At 45.6% G+C, this 16788-nt stretch carries 16 protein-coding genes and 1 pseudogene; 4 read left to right on the top strand and 13 right to left on the bottom strand.

Translation table 11 applies throughout. The features are described 5' to 3' along the window. Window positions 1-166: 166 nt before the first annotated feature. A complete protein-coding gene (locus EP181_RS05275) occupies window positions 167-907 on the top strand; it encodes a DUF481 domain-containing protein (RefSeq protein ID WP_127470726.1) in 741 nt (246 codons plus the stop codon). Between the two features lie 77 nt (window positions 908-984). Here EP181_RS05275 and ycaO read toward each other — a convergent pair whose 3' ends face one another. Further along, on the bottom strand, window positions 985-2709 hold the full coding sequence (gene ycaO, locus EP181_RS05270) for a 30S ribosomal protein S12 methylthiotransferase accessory factor YcaO (protein ID WP_127470725.1): 1725 nt from the start codon (window positions 2707-2709) through the stop codon (window positions 985-987). 184 nt (window positions 2710-2893) lie between these two features. Between ycaO and EP181_RS11905 the strand changes: the two genes are divergently transcribed. After that, window positions 2894-3058 carry a hypothetical protein gene (locus EP181_RS11905; RefSeq protein ID WP_172959697.1) on the top strand — a complete coding sequence of 55 codons (165 nt, stop codon included), beginning with the start codon at window positions 2894-2896 and terminating at the stop codon, window positions 3056-3058. Between the two features lie 230 nt (window positions 3059-3288). Here EP181_RS11905 and EP181_RS05265 read toward each other — a convergent pair whose 3' ends face one another. The 4 genes and pseudogenes from EP181_RS05265 to EP181_RS05245 all read right to left on the bottom strand — a co-directional run bounded on the left by EP181_RS05265 (window position 3289) and on the right by EP181_RS05245 (window position 7602). Beyond that, window positions 3289-4134, bottom strand: a complete 846-nt coding sequence (locus EP181_RS05265) for a hypothetical protein (protein WP_127470724.1) — start codon at window positions 4132-4134, stop codon at window positions 3289-3291. Between the two features lie 33 nt (window positions 4135-4167). Next, window positions 4168-4556, bottom strand: a pseudogene (locus EP181_RS11975) (universal stress protein). A gap of 216 nt (window positions 4557-4772) precedes the next feature. Next, the gene (tsaB, locus tag EP181_RS05250) at window positions 4773-5582 is read right to left on the bottom strand and encodes a tRNA (adenosine(37)-N6)-threonylcarbamoyltransferase complex dimerization subunit type 1 TsaB (protein ID WP_127470721.1); all 810 of its coding nucleotides are present in this window, start codon (window positions 5580-5582) and stop codon (window positions 4773-4775) included. After that, window positions 5566-7602, bottom strand: a complete 2037-nt coding sequence (locus EP181_RS05245) for a DNA repair helicase YoaA (protein WP_127470720.1) — start codon at window positions 7600-7602, stop codon at window positions 5566-5568. The genes tsaB and EP181_RS05245 overlap by 17 nt, the downstream gene beginning before the upstream one ends. Window positions 7603-7918: 316 nt before the next feature. Between EP181_RS05245 and ykgO the strand changes: the two genes are divergently transcribed. Then, the gene (gene ykgO / locus EP181_RS05240; protein ID WP_127470719.1) at window positions 7919-8044 is read left to right on the top strand and encodes a type B 50S ribosomal protein L36; all 126 of its coding nucleotides are present in this window, start codon (window positions 7919-7921) and stop codon (window positions 8042-8044) included. Between the two features lie 124 nt (window positions 8045-8168). Here the strand turns inward: ykgO and nagZ are convergent, their stop codons facing one another. Continuing rightward, window positions 8169-9242 (bottom strand): beta-N-acetylhexosaminidase, encoded by a 1074-nt coding sequence (gene nagZ, locus EP181_RS05235; RefSeq protein WP_127470718.1) that lies wholly within the window; start codon window positions 9240-9242, stop codon window positions 8169-8171. Between the two features lie 288 nt (window positions 9243-9530). On the opposite strand from nagZ, the gene EP181_RS05230 reads away from it, so the two are divergent. Further along, complete coding sequence (locus EP181_RS05230) at window positions 9531-9980, top strand: MOSC domain-containing protein (RefSeq protein ID WP_127470717.1); 450 nt, start codon at window positions 9531-9533, stop codon at window positions 9978-9980. A gap of 93 nt (window positions 9981-10073) precedes the next feature. On the opposite strand, the gene EP181_RS05225 is transcribed toward EP181_RS05230, so the two are convergent. Genes EP181_RS05225 through cysM form a run of 7 tightly spaced genes read right to left on the bottom strand, consistent with a single transcriptional unit; the run spans window position 10074 to window position 16740 of the window. Beyond that, window positions 10074-10889 (bottom strand): ABC transporter permease, encoded by an 816-nt coding sequence (locus EP181_RS05225; RefSeq protein WP_232023535.1) that lies wholly within the window; start codon window positions 10887-10889, stop codon window positions 10074-10076. Window positions 10890-10946: 57 nt separating this feature from the next. Then, a complete protein-coding gene (nikB, locus tag EP181_RS05220) occupies window positions 10947-11870 on the bottom strand; it encodes a nickel ABC transporter permease (protein ID WP_127470716.1) in 924 nt (307 codons plus the stop codon). Continuing rightward, window positions 11867-12391: a L,D-transpeptidase gene (locus EP181_RS05215; protein ID WP_197723401.1), complete on the bottom strand. Its 525-nt coding sequence runs from the start codon at window positions 12389-12391 to the stop codon at window positions 11867-11869. Before EP181_RS05215 ends, nikB begins: the two co-directional genes overlap by 4 nt. After that, window positions 12391-13947: an ABC transporter substrate-binding protein gene (locus tag EP181_RS05210; protein WP_127470715.1), complete on the bottom strand. Its 1557-nt coding sequence runs from the start codon at window positions 13945-13947 to the stop codon at window positions 12391-12393. The genes EP181_RS05215 and EP181_RS05210 overlap by 1 nt, the downstream gene beginning before the upstream one ends. Window positions 13948-13974: 27 nt before the next feature. After that, window positions 13975-15360 (bottom strand): TolC family outer membrane protein, encoded by a 1386-nt coding sequence (locus EP181_RS05205; RefSeq protein WP_232023534.1) that lies wholly within the window; start codon window positions 15358-15360, stop codon window positions 13975-13977. Next, the gene (locus EP181_RS05200) at window positions 15344-15844 is read right to left on the bottom strand and encodes a CYTH domain-containing protein (protein WP_127470714.1); all 501 of its coding nucleotides are present in this window, start codon (window positions 15842-15844) and stop codon (window positions 15344-15346) included. Before EP181_RS05200 ends, EP181_RS05205 begins: the two co-directional genes overlap by 17 nt. Before the next feature lie 2 nt (window positions 15845-15846). After that, window positions 15847-16740, bottom strand: coding sequence for a cysteine synthase CysM (gene cysM / locus EP181_RS05195; RefSeq protein ID WP_127470713.1), 894 nt, complete (start codon window positions 16738-16740; stop codon window positions 15847-15849). Window positions 16741-16788: the final 48 nt, after the last annotated feature.

The raw sequence follows: 16788 nt of genomic DNA, 5'->3' as shown, positions 1-16788 counted from the left end.
AACTTAGACTTTATGTGTATGGATTAGCCATGTTTTTGTCTTTTAAAGCGATTAAATGACGTTGTAAGACACATGGCAACCTACACGTAAGCCGAGTAAGGTGGGTTGATATTTTGCGGTAGATTGTTACCATGGTGCCCAATTATTCACTTTTTAGGCTTTTATTATGCTCATTAAACACCGCGTGTTATGCGCATTTTCATCTATTGCACTGCTGACTGGCTCAGCCTCGGTTATGGCCAGTACCACTCAAACAGGCTTTAACGGTTCGGGTGAATTTGGTCTAACCGACAGCACAGGCAACACCACCAGCACAGCCATTTACGGTGCTTTAAAACTCAATTATGTGCAAAAAGTGTATGAAATAAAATCGTTATTTGAAGGCGCGTATAAATCCGAAAACAGCTTACAAACCCAAGAGCGCTACATTGCCGATGCGCAATACAACCATTTTTACAACGAAGCGCGTAGCTATTACAGCTTTGCACAATCCCGTCTTGAACAAGACCGTTTTGAAGAAATAGATTTAAACGCCTTGGTCACATTTGGTTTAGGGCGCTTATTTATTAACACGCCCACCACTCAACTGTCAGCTGAAGCGGGTTTGGGACAGCAAACGACTGATTACAGCCAACGTTCGGGCGAAAAAGATTTAACTCAAACCATTGGCCGACTCAAAATAGACTTTAACCATCAAATCAATCAACAAATCTCATTTGCTCAAGACGCATTATATTTTGCGGGTCAGGAACAAAACAAACTCGAAACCAACACGGGTTTTAAAGTGAAATTAGCCGACCATTTAAAACTTAAATTAGCGTACAAATACCGTCACAACGATCAACCCGCTGAAGGCAATAAAAAAACCGATGGCCAAACCATCATGACGGTTTTATACGACTTTTAAGCAAATTTACAGCCTCAAAAGAGACTGCGGCCAACTATTAACACGTGCAAAGGTTTCAACAAAAAACCTTCGCACAATCAGACTGCAATGCTGGCCGCTTTTACGGCTTGAGTGCTTTCATAAATAGACAGCAACGCCTGGTGACGTTGACTGGTCTCAAAAATATCCAAGCCCACCACTTCACCCCAAAACAACTGCTGTCCTGCAATATTAGACCAGGCCTGGTCAGAATCAGACTTGCCAAACAGCTGTTCGGTTGAGAAGTAATTAACCTCACCACCTTCCAAATGCATTTCTAAACAAAACTGCAATGCTCGGTATCGTTTTATAAACGCACTACTTTCACCTATAAAATAGAGTGCATCTTGCACCGATTCTAGGGCCAACTCTGATTGCTTCGAAGCTAAATAGCACCAAAACTTTAACTCTATCACTTTCACCTGCGCCCAAAATGTTCCAGGATCAGGCATTAACCCAATAATAGAAGCCACGCCCTGATGGTCACTCAAACCTAAATCGTCTAGCAAATCGACCAAGCCAGAGTAATCTTGGCTGTGTGGTAAGTTTAGTAATGCTTCGCGCACTTCTCTACCCGTGTTTTGATTGCTATCAAGAAGCTCTGTGCGTGGATAAATTTCGGACATGCCGGGCACCACAAGACGACAAGCGGCAAAATCATAATGATTGTAATCAGCCAAATAAATTTCGGCACCTTGCGCTTTTACCATGGCGCACAAGGCTTGCCACTGTTCTTCGGTGGTACCGGCAAAATCCCAAGGCGTAAATTCAAAATCAAAATCATTTGAAACAAAGTGAGCATGAATCAAACCGCTCGAATCAATAAAATGATTTTCTATATTTTCGTCTTCAGCCACGGCGAAAGCGTCAAAAACAGGCACCTGAAAACCATCTAAATCGCCTAGTTTTCGGCCTTGCAATGACTCGGTCAAGGTTCGTTCTAGAGCCACTTCAAACAATGGATGCGCGCCAAACGAGGCGAAGCAACGCCCCGTTTTCTGCTCGAACAAAGTTACATTTATCACCGGAAATTGCCCGCCTAGCGAGGCATCACGAATGGACAAACTAATGCCTTCTTCTTGTAAAGCCGCCATTGCCTCAACCACCGCAGGATAATTTTGCACCACCGCTTCGGGCACCACAGGCAAACACAGGTTTTCACGTAATATTTTGTTTTTTACCCAGCGTTCAAACACTTCAGACAATCCCTGAACCCTAGCCTCTAATGCATTATTACCTGCAGATAGCCCATTACTGGCGTATAAATTACTGAACAAATTCATTGGAAAATACACAGTATCTCCCGAAAAAACGCCCTGCATGGCAACAGCTCTAATATTGGCTTGCGAATCATTAAAACTCAGTAATTCATTGGCTTGTAAACCGTTATTATCATCGTAAAAACGCCACAATTTGGGGGTTAAACACGACTCAATCTGACTGGGAGTAAATGATTTTTCGTTGGGATAATACAACCAAGAAAAGCTCGATGGTTTACTGGGGTTTTCGAGCCAATAATCAGAGAAAAAATAATTAGTTGAAAGACGCTCTAAATACTCACCCAACGCACTGGCTAAAGTAGATTTTGCGCTGGTACCTTTACCATTGGTAAACAGGCCTGGGCAACGCGCATCATAAATATGCACCGAGTGAATATTGGGCACAGGATTTAACCAAGAAGCCTCCACAATTTGAAACCCAGCGTCTTTTAAAATACGATGCATATTTGCAATTGAAATTTCTAAACAGGCGTCTTTGCCTTTAATAAACGTTAATTCACTCATCAAACTTCCTTAAATAGCGTGCGAACCAGTTAAAACCTGGAATTTTCGCATCGTGATAAATTTACTTAAGCCATGCCACAATTTTTTTGGTGCGCGCTTTACCATAAACTCAGTAGAATAAAGTTTGGTTTAAACGTGAATGGTCATCTGCCCTATCTAACCCTAAACAACTCTGGAGTTTCACATGAAAAAACGCGCGATGTTGATTACTTTTAGTACATTACTTTTTAGCCAAGCAAGTTTTGCCGAGCCTCATCCTGGTGAAGTTTTGCATAAGAAAGCCGACTGCATGAAATGCCATGCCGCTCAACCGTACGATCCTAAAAATCGAATTCGTATGCTAAGTTAGAAAAAACAGTTCAATTTTGCAGCGACAACTTAAACACGGGTATGTTTGAAGATGAAATTGCCCAATTATCAGATTATTTAAACAACACTTATTACAAACACCCCAAACCTTAAACACACCTTTGGCAATGTCGCAAAAAGGCCTTTTAATAGAGGTGCCTTAAGGCCTTTTTAAGCTCACTATTGACCAAACTATCTTCTTTATTTTTATTTTTTATTTTTATTTTCTTTCTACTTTCTTTGTAGGCCTGTTAATTTTGCTTTAAGTGCCGCCAACTGCGCCGCATCGGCTTGTTCAACCCCTTCTTTATATAGCTGTGATTGAGCGTCGGCAAGTGACTTGTCAATGGCTTCAATTAAAAAATAGTGCCGAGTATTTTTTGAAATAGTTGGCCAATCACGAGATTTTTCTTGCCATAAATCTTTTAACACCGGATCACTGGCCAACAAAGCCCCAACAGTTTCAAGCAGTTTATTAAGTGGCTCAATGGTTTCAAACTGTAAAAATGGCCGGCCAAAGTCCCCGTAAAAACTGGCGCGGTGCAACATGGCTATATCAAACGCATCGTTTAAATCGCTCATTTGAATACTAACAGCTTCGCTTTTAGCGCGTTCCAGACGTTCAATCGTTAACATTGGAGCATCCGACTTCCAGCGCCCAAACACAATGTATAAATTATTGCGTTCGATGAAATACTGTTTGCCATAAATTAAATTTAAAACATTTTCTTTAGCGACTCTGTATTCAATAGCCTTATTGTCAAGATTTTTAGTGTCTGTCCAGACACTCCAGCCCTCGCCATACCCTTGGTTGCCCTGGTTTTTAACCATAGGTACACAAGACACACCGTAATCATGCCCCTTAACGTAATCGATAACCGAAATTTGATAATCTCCTTTAGGGGTAATCTGAGTGACCTTACCTATAATGAAAGCATCGTCTTTTATATTGGCTTCTGGAAAAGCCACAAACACGGTTTCGCCTACTTTAAAATCTTTAGCAAAGCCGGCTAAGTTGTAAAAACTTAACACCATGGCGAATGCACTAAGTGTGATTATTTTCTTTAACTGCTTCATCTCATCGCCTCTTTTTAAATTTTTAAATTAATTTTATGGTGCTAATTTAACCGCCAACACGTCACAGGGTGCCGTATGTAAAACGTCATTGACCGTCGATCCTAATAAAGCTTTCCATCCTGAGCGACCGTGCATGCCTAAGACAATTACATCGACATTTTTTGTTGGGCAAATCGAACAATTTCATCGCTTGGGACACCAACCAATACTGTTGTTTGCTGAATTTGATGCCCTTGAGCAAACTTAGCTAATTGAGTAAGGGCTTTATCGGTGAGCGTTTGCTGCAATTGTGCATCTAACATACTTGGCAAGCCCATGACGGCTACGTCTTCTAACACGGGAAAGCTTGGCATCTCAACCACATGAATTAACTCTATTTGTGCCTTATTTTGTAAGGCAAGGTCAGTTGCACGCTCTAACACCTTTTGGCTTTGAGCTGAAAATCAATAGCCACCATTACCAACTGGTAAGGCGACGTGTATTGGGTTTGAAGGGTTTCCATAAGCTCACTCCTGGTTTATGCACATTTCCTGTGGATAAAATTGTGTGTAATAAACTTTAAAAGTCAAAAAGTCTAATGAAGTCTTACAGTTTTGTGACATTGATTAATTTTTAAGCAAACACACTCAACATAACGCTTATCGCGTATTAAGTTGATTTTTAAGTGCACGCTCAATAATGGTATCCGCGACGTGATTGCGCAAATACACTGGCATAGGAACATCATGGTCTGACAAAGAGTCACGATACGTGGTATCGGCTAATTTTACCTGCGCTAAACGCACCACAGACAATGCACTAGGCAGTGCATCATGCCATGATTTAAAGGCATTCACCAGGCCTGGGTAACTTGATTTTACATCCCCCACGCCTATTAAAAGGCCTTGATGAACATAGTGCTCTTGATTTAGAACTTTAATTTGCTCTAAGGCGCAATCGGGTGGTAGCAATTGTGCATCTTGCACTTGCCAAAGACCACTGTGCGGATGATATTGTCCTTGAAGGTAATACACTTCTTGCATGCGCGCGTCCATTAACGCACACCACGTAATCGTCTGCTCTGATAGCGTTAGATTAGTTGTTACCAATGCCGCGGCCACCTGTTTAACCGTTGCCTCGGCAATCGCCTCTAATGACGAAATATTAATGACTGGTTTTTGCCAACCCAACGCTAAACCTTGAATCACCCCTGCGGCAATCCGCGTGCCGGTAAACGCACCGGGGCCTTCTCCAAAAGCCAAATAGTCCACATTAAAACCGCTAATACCCGCTTGGTTTAATACCTCATCAACCATTTCTAAAATACGATGGGCGTGTTTTTGCGGTTGGCGTTCAAACACTTCATAGTAGCTTCCGTCAAAATACAATGCGGCCGAACATGCCTCGGTTGAGGTTTCTACGGCAAGCAGAGTAAACGATGGCACCGTTACATTATTTTGGGGCTTCATCAAGGATTTCCTTACTGTCTAAATTTGATTCTAAAGTAGATGCCGGCTCTAGCAAACGCTCGATGGCCTCATCGGGCGAATACACCCACGGAAACGGCGGCAAGCTGTCGCGTATGGTTTTGCCATAGCCTTTGGACGACAACCTAGGGTCGCACAGCATGAGCACACCGGTATCCGTAATATCTCGAATAAGTCGCCCTGCACCTTGTTTCATGGCCATTACAGCTTCGGGCAATTGAAAATGCACAAAACCATTTAAACCTTTTTCTTTTAAATACGCCTCTCGCGCTTGCACAATAGGATCGTCCGGCGGTGCAAATGGAATACGGTCAATCACCACCAACTTTAACGCATTGCCCTTAACGTCTACGCCCTCCCAAAAACTGCTGGTGCCTAATAAAATGGCCATAGGAGTTTCTTTAAATTTTTTAAGCAACGTAAGTTTGGGCAAATCACCCTGCACTAACAACGCACCGTCCCAATGAGTTTCTAAAATAGCTTTGGCTTCTTGCATAGCTTTATGACTGGTAAACAACATAAATGCCCGACCTTCACTGGCCTTTAACAAAGGCCATGCTGCCCGCAAGCACACTTTAATATACGACTCGTGACGCGGCTCAGGCAGACCAATCGGGTGATACACCACTCCTTGGATTGCGTAATTAAATGGGCTGTCCCAGTGACTGGTTTTGGCCTCATCCAAGCCGAGTCGTTTGGCAAAATAATCAAAATTATTGCGCACACTTAAGGTGGCCGATGTAAACAACCAAGCACCGCCCATTTGCTCACGCTGACGACTAAATGGACCTGCAACACTTAATGGCGTTAAGTTGAGTTTAAAACGCGCTTGTGAAGACTCAATCCACCTTATTTTGTTTTCACTTTTACTGGTAATCCAATCTTTAAATTGAGCCTCCAAATCTTTGGCGCGCTTGTGCACGGCTCCAATTTGCTTACCCCGTTCGGCCACCGCTTTAAGCGACTCCGTTAAAAAACTTAATACATCCATTAACCGTTTAATGGCCTGCTGAAAAACTTTTTCGTCTTGCAGCTGCTCCCAGGTCCAACGGCGCTCCCATTTGCCTAATGACTCATTAAGCAGTTTAACTTGTTCATCCAGTTTACTGGCCTGGTCAGAAAGTTCTTTCGATTCAGGAGCTTCAAGTTTTTGCGCTTGTTTAATGTCGCGCACCAACTCGTCTAGCTGGGCGCGAGTAATGGCAAACCCCAAAAACTGCGCCGCAATGTCGGGCAGACGATGCGCTTCGTCAAAAATATACACTTCAGCCTCGGGCAGTAATTCGCCAAACCCTTGCTCACGCAACGATAAATCGGCACAAAACAGGTGATGATTTACCACCAGAACCTGCGCATCGGCGGCTTGCTGTTTTACTTTAGGGTAAAAACAGCCCGACTCGGCACTGCACTCGGCCGCTTGGCAAAACTCCATGCGCGCGCAGACTTTACGCCAAATAGGATCGTCTTCAGGCACAGACTCGCATTCTACGCGGTCACCTGTTTTAGTTTTGTGCTCACTCCAAGCGCGAATTAAAGCCAGTTTTTTCCAATCTTCACGACTGTGCTGTTCGGCGGTTTCGGTAATTTCTAAGCGTTGCGGACAAACATAATTTTCGCGGCCTTTAAACAAGCGTGCCTTGCCGGTTACGCCGCAAGCTTTAAGTAAAATAGGTAAATCTTTGCTAACCAATTGTTCTTGCAACGTTTTGGTTGCAGTTGAAACAATCACTTTTTTACCCGACAGCAAAGCCGGTACCAAATACGCAAAGGTTTTACCCGTGCCCGTGCCGGCCTCAGCCAGCAACGTGCTGTCTTGATCAATAAGTGCTTTAACCTCGTGCGCCATGTCCAGTTGCGATTGACGCGCACCGTACCCGCTCACTAATTTGGCCAGTGTTCCGTCTTGACCCATTACCGTGTCCACATCAAGCGAAATGACCCCAGGCTTTGATTGGGAAGGCTCTGCACGGCCTTTTGTATCTAAATTATCTTTTTTTAGCATCGTCACAACACTCAAGGTTTGGTCAATGGGCTTTGATTGAATCTAAAGAACTCAATCAAACCTAATAAAACCGTTTAATTATAAGCGCCAAATTATACGGTATTTTATTAAAACAGACTAAAACACCCCCAAAGGCCAGCTACTCTTATAAAAAACCTTATAAAAACTGCATTAAGAGCCGTAAACCAGCCTAATTAAGCATAAATTAAACAGTTTGCTAGACATGGGTAAATTAAAACCGTATAATCCGCGACTTCAAATTTGAACTTAAACCGAATTGGTTATTAATATTCGGCCCAATAGATGGATCTATCCTATGAAAATTTTATCTTCGTTAAAATCAGCCAAAACACGCCACAAAGATTGTCAAATCGTTAAACGTCGTGGAAAAGTATATGTTATTTGCAAAACCAACCCTAAATTCAAAGCGCGTCAACGTTAATTTGTCGTTCTTTATTTGACTGGTTTCAAATACTAAAAAGCGCCCTGATCAGGCGCTTTTTTTTGGTCTACATTTTATAAAAGACCTTCCTTAATTACCGTTCAATCACCTTTTAATTCACGAATTATACTAAGAGTGATTTTTGCTCATACTCATTATTAAGTTGGTTAACCACCGTCACCGCCGCTTGCCAAAGTGGGTCGTACTTTAATGATGCAAATAAGACTTTATTGTGGGCGTGCAACCGAATCAGTCGCGCATGTGATAACACACTGCCATGCCAATTTAAATTGGCCAACACTTCATCTACCGCGTTGGGCTGATTACACACCAGCACCAAATCACACCCAGCTTGCAATGCGGTTAGCACTCGTTGCGTTGCACCGCCAAAAGCTACTGCGGCCTGCATACTCATGTCATCGCTGATAATAGCCCCTTCAAAATGACATTGCTTGCGCAATACCGTTTGCAGCCAGTAGTTTGAAAAACCAGCAGGCAAACGGTCAACGTTTGAATACACTACATGTGCTGGCATTACTGCATCTAAGCCGTTTTCAATTAAGCGCAAAAAAGGCTGAACATCGTGTTGCACAATGTCGTTTAAGGGTCGTTCGTCTACCGCTACATGAGTGTGTGTGTCGGCACTGATAAAGCCGTGACCAGGAAAATGTTTGGCCACCGAAGCCATGCCCGCTTTGCGCATGCCCAGCATAAGGTGAAACGCCAAATTACCTACCACCAACGGGTCGCGATGCAACGCGCGATCGCCAATCACGGTACTTTCTCCATAATCTAAATCGACCACGGGGGCAAAACTAAAATCAACACCAACCGCTAAAAGCTCACTGGCCAAAAGCCAACCTATTTTTTGTGCCACTTCTAAACTGTGCTTAGGGTCTTGGTCGTACAATTCCCCCAGTAGACGCATGGGCGGCAAGCGAGTAAAACCTGTTTTAAAACGCTGAACCCGACCACCTTCATGGTCTACGCCAATTAACAACCGTGGGTGACGTAGCGCGTGTATGTGTTGAGTAAGCTGTGTTAACTGCTCAATCGATTCAAAATTTCGACTAAATAAAATAACACCCGCCACTAACGGATCCAATAAGCGCTCGCATTCTGTATGCGTAAGCTCGGTGCCGGCAACGTCAATCATAATAGAGCCTAATGAAAGCGCTTTACCTTCAACTTTGTGCATAGAGTTCCTTTTTATTCTTAATTAGACCTTTGCACGAGCGCGATGCAAAAGAAAAAATAGGGTTAAACTTAATTAATTGCAGCGATTAAATGCAGTGAACAGTGAGACATTGACAAGTTTTTCATCGACAAGCAGGATAACTTTAACTATTTTTGATTAAACATCTACTCGTGCCAAGGTCTATTTTAAGGTAAGTATCATACCAAAGTAGCCGCACACAGCCGTTAATTCACAATATTGTCACACTCAACAGCGATAATATGGCGCAAATTTACAGGAGAAAACGCCATGGCAAAATTACTCGGCATCGCCACCCACGCACAATCAAAAAGCGACATAATCACGCATGAACGTATTTTAATAGGGCTTACCACCGGATTAACCGGCGATTATCGCGGTCAAAAAGACCCTAAAAAGCAGGTAACGTTATTGTCTAAAGCCACGTGGGACGCCGTTACCGCCTTGATTGGTGAACCATTAGATTGGACGCAAAGACGTGCTAATTTATTGATTGACGACATGGATTTTAGCGAGGCACTCATTGGTCAACAAGTGCAAATTGGTGCAGTGTTATTAGAAATCACCTGCGAAACCGATCCATGTTCAAGAATGCTGGCGCTAAATCCAAAATTAAAAGACGCGTTAACCCCCGACTGGCGCGGTGGTGCACGTTGCAAAGTATTAAGAGAGGGTGAAATTAAAATTGGTGATCCTGTTCACATTCTTAAACGCTTATAACTGCCTTTAAACGCCTTTAAACGTTTATATACCACGTACAGACGTTTAAAAACTTAACCAGGCCTGGTCAAAACACGGTTTGTTCATACCAAATTAAGACAAACGAGAGTTTTGGTTAGCACGCTGTTTAACGTCCAAATAATCACGCCACTGGTCACCCAACAAGTTTACCGCCAAGACTACCAACAACATGGCTAAACCGGGTGCTAACACTAAATGTGGAGCCACCAATAAATAACGCGTGCCTTCTTTAATCATGTTGCCCCATGAGGCATCGGGCGGTTGCACGCCCAACCCTAAAAACGATAAGCCCGCTTCAGAAATCACCGCTCCAGCAATCCCAAACGTCGCCTCTACGCCCAGTGGCGCTAAAATTAAAGGCAAAACATGCCTAAACAATATCAACGGTTGTGGAACCGCCATCGCGCGCGCAGCCAAGATGTGTTCGCGGTGGCGTAAACTTAAGGTTTGAGCACGCGCCAAACGCGCATAGCCCACCCAACCTACCACCACCAACGCAAAGACTACATTTTCAATTCCTGGGCCTAAAATGGCGGCTAAAGCAATCGCCAACAACAACCCCGGAAACGCTAAAAACACATCAATCACTTTGGTAATCACGCGGTCAGTCCAGCCGCCCATATACCCACTGTATACCCCAATACTGACGCCAATCATCGCCGAAAAAAACACCACCCCCAACGCCACCAACAACGACGTTTGCGCGCCTAAAATGAGGCGTTCAAATACAGGTCGTCCCAATTCATCGGTACCTAACCAGGCCTGGTAAGAAGGCGATTGTAAAAATTGTGTGAGCACAACAGTGTCACTGGCCTCGTTAATAAAGCTCCCCATAATGGCCATTAACAACCAGACGACAACAATGCTGTAACTTAAATATTTCAACACCTTAGAAAACCTTCTTTACGCGGGAAGTTAACATGGATAACGTGGATAACATTAGCATCATCGTCCCATCCTAATGCGCGGATCAATCCAGGCGTAAACCAATTCAGTTAACCCATTAATCGTAATGAAGGCCACGCTAATCACCAAAATACAGCCTTGCACCACGGGATAGTCGCGCCGTTGAATCGACTCCACCAACAACTGCCCCAGGCCTGGCCAATCAAAGACTACCTCGGTAATCACCGCCCCACCCAGCAATGTGCCCAATTGCAACCCCAAAATGGTCACCACCGGTAACAGCGCATTTAACAACGCGTGTTTGCCATACACCCAACGTGATGGCAAGCCTTTAGCACGAGCGGTACGAATGTAATCTTCGTGCAAAACTTCTAACAAAGAAGCACGTAACATGCGCGCTAAAATAGCCGCCAAGGCGGTGCCTAATGTGATGGCGGGTAAAATCCAAGAAAAATCTTGCGCCGCACCACTTACCGGCAACCAACCCAAGCCCAGCGAAAACAGTAAAATCAGCATGGGGCCAAACCAAAAATTTGGAATCGATACGCCCATCAGTGAAACCGTCATGGCTAAATGATCAGGCCACTGCCCGGCGCGCATGGCCGCCCAAAATCCCAACGGAAACGCAATCAACACCGCTACCAACAGCGCCACGACCGCCAACTTTAAGGTCATGGGAAAACGTTCGGAAATTAGACTGCTCACCGACTGCTGAAAAAACAGCGATTGGCCTAAATCGAATTGCACAAGACCGCTTAAATAATGAATGTATTGTGTCCAAATAGGCAGGTGCAAGCCCAATTGTTGGCGCAAGGCATTTTCATCGGCGGGACTGGCCCAGTCGCCCAGCATCACCGCCACCGGATCACCCGGCACCAGGTGAATTAAAAAAAACACCAAGCTGCCCACCACCCATGAGGTGAGGGCAATCGACCCTAATAATTTAAAAAAATAGCTCATCATACGGTGATATTTACCTCGGTAAACAGCGGCGTAAGCTCAAACAGCTCAATAATATCGGCGTTGCGCATGCGCACACAGCCGTGCGATAAGGCCACCCCCAGGGGTTCGGAATCGGGCGTGCCGTGCACGTAAATATAGCGTTGCATGGTATCGACCTCTCCCAAGCGATTTAAACCCGGTTCTTTGCCCGACAGCCATAAAATGCGCGTTAAAATCCAATCGCGCTGCGGCGCATGTTGCGCCAGTTGTGGGCTGTACAGTTCGCCGGTGGGTCGCCGCCCTACTAACACACTGTTTATGGGTAAACCGCCACCAATTTTAGCGCGCACAATGTGCCTGCCCAGCGGCGTTTTATAAGAGTTTTTTTGCGAGCCTGCGCCATTTTTAGCCGTACTCACCGAATAAGTTTTAATTAACTGACCCGCTTGATACACGCTAAGCATTTGTTGCGAAAGAGAGATGTCCAAACCGATTACGGCATTGACCAGGCCTGGTGATCCAGCACTTAGGGAATTTAACATTACGCTGAACTCTTAACAGGCGCGGGCTGTTTTTGCACTTGCAACAGTCCATCCATACGGCCGTCCGAATACACCGTGTAGCCCGTAACACCATGGCGTGTTACACAATACTGGTCTTCAAACCACAAGGGCAAATGCGCCAAATTGTCTTGTAACCGCGCTTGCAGTTGCTGATAAAGTGCCGCTTGTTCCGACAAGTCTTGGGTTTGCGTGGCCTGCAAAATTAACTGGTCGGTCACCGCATCACGGTAACGCCCACGATTAGCGCCCAACGGTGGAATCGCATTAGAATCAAACGCATATTGAAAAATATCGGGGCTTTTAATGCCCACCCACGCCAGACTAAAAAGCTGAAAACGCCCTTGTTTAATGTCGTTGTAAAACGTGCCCCAATCGTAGCTTTGAATGTTTAAATGAATGCCAATTTTTTTAAGTTGCGACTGGTAAATCGTCGCCAAACGAATTCGTGTGGGGTCGTTGGATGTTTTATAACTTAGTTCAATAATCGGTTGATTTTGTTGATTTAACTTAACCAGGCCTGGTGGAATCACTACCTGCTTTAGCAACGCCTTAGCCCGCTCTGAATCATAAGCAAACCCGCGTAAACTGGGCGCACCACTCCAGTGTTCGGGCACCAATAACCCACCGGCCAAACGCGCGTGACCATCAAACAGCGCATTGACAATGGCTTGACGATCAATGCCCAAGGCCAAAGCCTGACGTAATGGAAGTTGAGCCAATAAGGGGTCTTCAAAATTAAAACCTAAATAGCCAAAACTGGTGCCCACTTGCCATTGCACCGCCAAATTAGCTTGGCGTTGGCAATACTGCACCAATTCAGGCGACAAATCATTCTGCACCCAATCCAGCTCGCCTTTTTGCAGTTTAAGCACCCGTGTGGTGGCGTCTTTTACCGGTATAAACTCCAGTAAAACCTCATCATTGCGCCGTTTTAGCACCAACTTTTGTTCGTTCATTGACACAAATTGGCACGCACCACAACCAATCGGCTGCTGTTGAAACAGGTGCCCTGCGGCGATTAAATCGGCCGGTAAAATACCCATCACCAAACGCCCGACAAACAGCGCATCGGGCTTATGCAAATAAAAATCTAGGGTGCGTTCATCCACCACGTCAATGCGGCTAATGTTGTTGAGCGAGCCGTAATGTGCCGAACCAAACGCCGGATCAAGCACACTTAAATAGGTGGCCGCCACATCCGTGGCACTTAAGGGTTTACCGTGATGAAACAGGGGCAAGCTTTGCAAACTAAACCGATAATGAATCGGGCTGATAGTCTCCCACGTCGCCAAATCGGGCACGGGTTGAAACGCCGCATCAAAATCAATCAATTGGCGATACATTAAGCGATTAATGCGACTGGACAATGCGTCGGTGGCTTTGCGAGGATCCAGCATTTGCACGCGGGTGGTAACACCCGCGCGAATGACTTTGGGGTCTAAGCGATCGGCCGAATTACTGCAGCCGTTTAAGCCCAACCAAGATGCGCTGGTTAAACTTACCAGGCCTGCTTGTAATAAAGTGCGTCTTTTCAAGAGAGTGCGTTCAAATGCGGTGTGCGTTTATTTTGCAAACATAGGGGCTTGCGTGAGTAAGCCGTCAAACGCCACCAAATCTTCGGTGGTTAAATCACCCAAAGTGGCCTCAAGTTTTAAGCGGGTAATTACTTGTGAATGCATGGCTTCAACCAAGTTTTTACGCGCATTATATTGATTAGTCCGCGCGGTAAGCACATCCAATAGGTTTTGCAACCCCACTTTATAGCCCTCTTCGGCGGCTTCTAAAAAGGCGTCGTTTGAGTTCACCGCCTCACGCAAGGCGGCCACCAAATCGGCACCACGTTGCACATTGCGCAACTGCACGCGTGCGTCAATACGCGCTTGTTCACGTGCATTGCGCAACCCTTGTTGGCTGGCGCTGGCTTGTGCGCGCGCCGCACTCACTTTAGAATCGGTGCCACCGCCCGAATAGAGCGGCATAGAAACCGTTACCCCAACACTTGCGGCACTGCGATCGCGCGTGGTTAAGACCGACGCCGAGGTGGAATAGTCGCTAAACGCGGTGTCTGAATATTTGGCTTGTAAACCCACAGTAGGCCAATAACCTCCCTTTTGGACTTCAACTTCTTGTTGCGACGACGCCAAATTGGCGTTGGCCAATTTAACGCTTAAATTATCGCGCTCCGCCACAGCCTCAATTGAAGCTAAAGAGTAAGGCACACTGGGAAGATTAACCGCTACGGGTAATTTTTTAAGCTCCGTGGGCGCCTGTCCGGTGAGTTTCATTAAATTTTCATGGGTTTCGTCCACACGATTTTCGGCGCTAATGCGATCCGAGCGCGACAAATCGTAACTGGACTTGGCTTGCAGCACTTCGGTTTTACTGGCTAATCCGACTTCGGCCGAAGCCTCGGCGCGCTCTAACTGAGTTTTATCGGCGGTCTCTTTGGTGCGCGCTAAAATTAAGTTTTCATTGGCCAGTAACACATCAAAATAGCGTTCAGTAACGCTTAAAATTAACGTTTGTTCGGCCGTTTGCAAAGTAGTTTGAGCCGCTTCAAAGCCAAACTGCGCTTTTTCATAATTGGCCCAGCTTTCATGTTGATAGAGCGATTGGTTAAGCGTAATGGACGCATCTCGGGTATTAACGTCCGACGTGTCAATACTGCTGTCGGTCATAAAATAACTGGCGTCGGCTTTTACTTGCGGCAGTAAACTGGCGCGTGCGGTCGTGACAATTTGTTGATCCGACTCAAACTGAGCCCGAGCCTGCGCCAAGGTGGCGTCATGCAATACAGCTAATTGATACACCTGCATTAAGCCCGTGGCTTTGCCGCTATTGACCACCGAGGTTGGCAACTCCGCCGCCAATACGTAACCCGGCAACGCCAACGCGGCACACAATGCGGCCATTAAAGGGGTTTTTAAACCATTAGTGATTTTTTTCATGCGAACTCCATAAGCCATAAGGGGTCTTGCTTAAACTGACATTGTAATAACGCGCTATATTGGTGACTTCTAACCCAGCCCATTCGGGCAATGTTAACGTTTCGGTTTCTGAGCTTAACTCCACTTCGGCCACAATTAAGCCTAAGTTTTCACCTAAAAACTCGTCAATCTCCCAAACATGCTGTTGATGTTTGACCAAATAACGAATTTTTTCAATCACCGGCCCAACTGCCAAAGTGGCTAGGATACGCGCCCCGTCTTCTAGCGGAATGGGGTATTCGTATTCGTCGCGGCTCAAACCGATTTCTAAGCTTTTTATGTTTAGATTCGCTTGGCTGCCCTCAATACGCACACGTACCGAACTTTTGGCTCCGCCAGCGCCAATGTCATTTAAATAACCTTGGGCAAAATGCGTTTGCTGGTAGGCCAAAGCGCGCCATGCGTCACTTTTAAGCAAAAATTTGCGTTCAATTTCTCTGGCCATACTTATTGTCCATACACCCCGGTTGAAAGATAACGGTCACCCCGATCGCACACAATGCACACAATCACCGCATTATGCACTTCACTGGCTAATTGTATGGCGGCAGCCACCCCACCACCCGACGAAACTCCACCAAAAATACCTTCCTGTTTGGCCAGCTCACGCATGGTTTGTTCGGCACGATTTTGCGACATGTCGATGATTCTATCGACTCGATTGGCTTGGTAAATTTTAGGTAAATAAGCCGCAGGCCAACGACGAATGCCGGGAATCGCCGCACCTTCTTCAGGTTGCACCCCTACAATTTGCACTTGAGGATTCTGTTCTTTTAAATACATGGATGTGCCCATAATGGTGCCCGTTGTGCCCATCGCGCTGACAAAATGCGTTACTGTTTGTTGGGTGTCACGCCAAATTTCAGGGCCGGTGGTTAGGTAGTGCGCCATGGGATTATCGGGATTAGAAAATTGGTCTAATACAAACCCTTGCCCATCGGCGGCCATCTGCATGGCCAAATCACGCGCGCCTTCCATGCCTTGGCTCACGTTCACTTCAATCAGCTCGGCACCGTAAGCGGCCATGGACGCTTTGCGCTCCATGCTCATGTTATTGGGCATAATTAATTTCATTTTATAGCCCATAATGGCGGCCGCCATCGCCAATGCAATACCGGTATTGCCGCTGGTGGCTTCAATTAAGGTGTCGCCCGGTTTAATCTCGCCGCGCAATTGCGCCTGCTTAATCATGTTTAACGCGGGGCGATCTTTGACCGAACCCGCCGGGTTGTTGCCTTCTAACTTAGCCAACACCACACTGCCGGTTTGGGCGTGCACCATGCGCTGTAATTTTACCAGTGGCGTATTGCCAACAAAATCCATTAGAGTTTTAAATTGCATTGAGGTGTCCTAAATTAAGCGCGCTGTTTTAACCATTTTTGACCGTAC

This window comes from Thiomicrorhabdus aquaedulcis, from assembly GCF_004001325.1.
GTDB classification, from domain to species: domain Bacteria; phylum Pseudomonadota; class Gammaproteobacteria; order Thiomicrospirales; family Thiomicrospiraceae; genus Thiomicrorhabdus; species Thiomicrorhabdus aquaedulcis.
The sequence above is the reverse complement of the archived record's forward strand: the minus strand, read 5'-3'. Positions and strand labels throughout refer to the sequence as shown.

Coding starts and splice junctions, on each gene's coding strand:
- EP181_RS05275 (WP_127470726.1), top strand. CDS start 167: ATGCTCATTAAACACCGCGTGTTATGCGCATTTTCATCTATTGCACTG.
- ycaO (WP_127470725.1), bottom strand. CDS start 2,709: ATGAGTGAATTAACGTTTATTAAAGGCAAAGACGCCTGTTTAGAAATT.
- EP181_RS11905 (WP_172959697.1), top strand. CDS start 2,894: ATGAAAAAACGCGCGATGTTGATTACTTTTAGTACATTACTTTTTAGC.
- EP181_RS05265 (WP_127470724.1), bottom strand. CDS start 4,134: ATGAAGCAGTTAAAGAAAATAATCACACTTAGTGCATTCGCCATGGTG.
- tsaB (WP_127470721.1), bottom strand. CDS start 5,582: ATGAAGCCCCAAAATAATGTAACGGTGCCATCGTTTACTCTGCTTGCC.
- EP181_RS05245 (WP_127470720.1), bottom strand. CDS start 7,602: ATGCTAAAAAAAGATAATTTAGATACAAAAGGCCGTGCAGAGCCTTCC.
- ykgO (WP_127470719.1), top strand. CDS start 7,919: ATGAAAATTTTATCTTCGTTAAAATCAGCCAAAACACGCCACAAAGAT.
- nagZ (WP_127470718.1), bottom strand. CDS start 9,242: ATGCACAAAGTTGAAGGTAAAGCGCTTTCATTAGGCTCTATTATGATT.
- EP181_RS05230 (WP_127470717.1), top strand. CDS start 9,531: ATGGCAAAATTACTCGGCATCGCCACCCACGCACAATCAAAAAGCGAC.
- nikB (WP_127470716.1), bottom strand. CDS start 11,870: ATGATGAGCTATTTTTTTAAATTATTAGGGTCGATTGCCCTCACCTCA.
- EP181_RS05215 (WP_197723401.1), bottom strand. CDS start 12,391: ATGTTAAATTCCCTAAGTGCTGGATCACCAGGCCTGGTCAATGCCGTA.
- EP181_RS05205 (WP_232023534.1), bottom strand. CDS start 15,360: ATGAAAAAAATCACTAATGGTTTAAAAACCCCTTTAATGGCCGCATTG.
- EP181_RS05200 (WP_127470714.1), bottom strand. CDS start 15,844: ATGGCCAGAGAAATTGAACGCAAATTTTTGCTTAAAAGTGACGCATGG.
- cysM (WP_127470713.1), bottom strand. CDS start 16,740: ATGCAATTTAAAACTCTAATGGATTTTGTTGGCAATACGCCACTGGTA.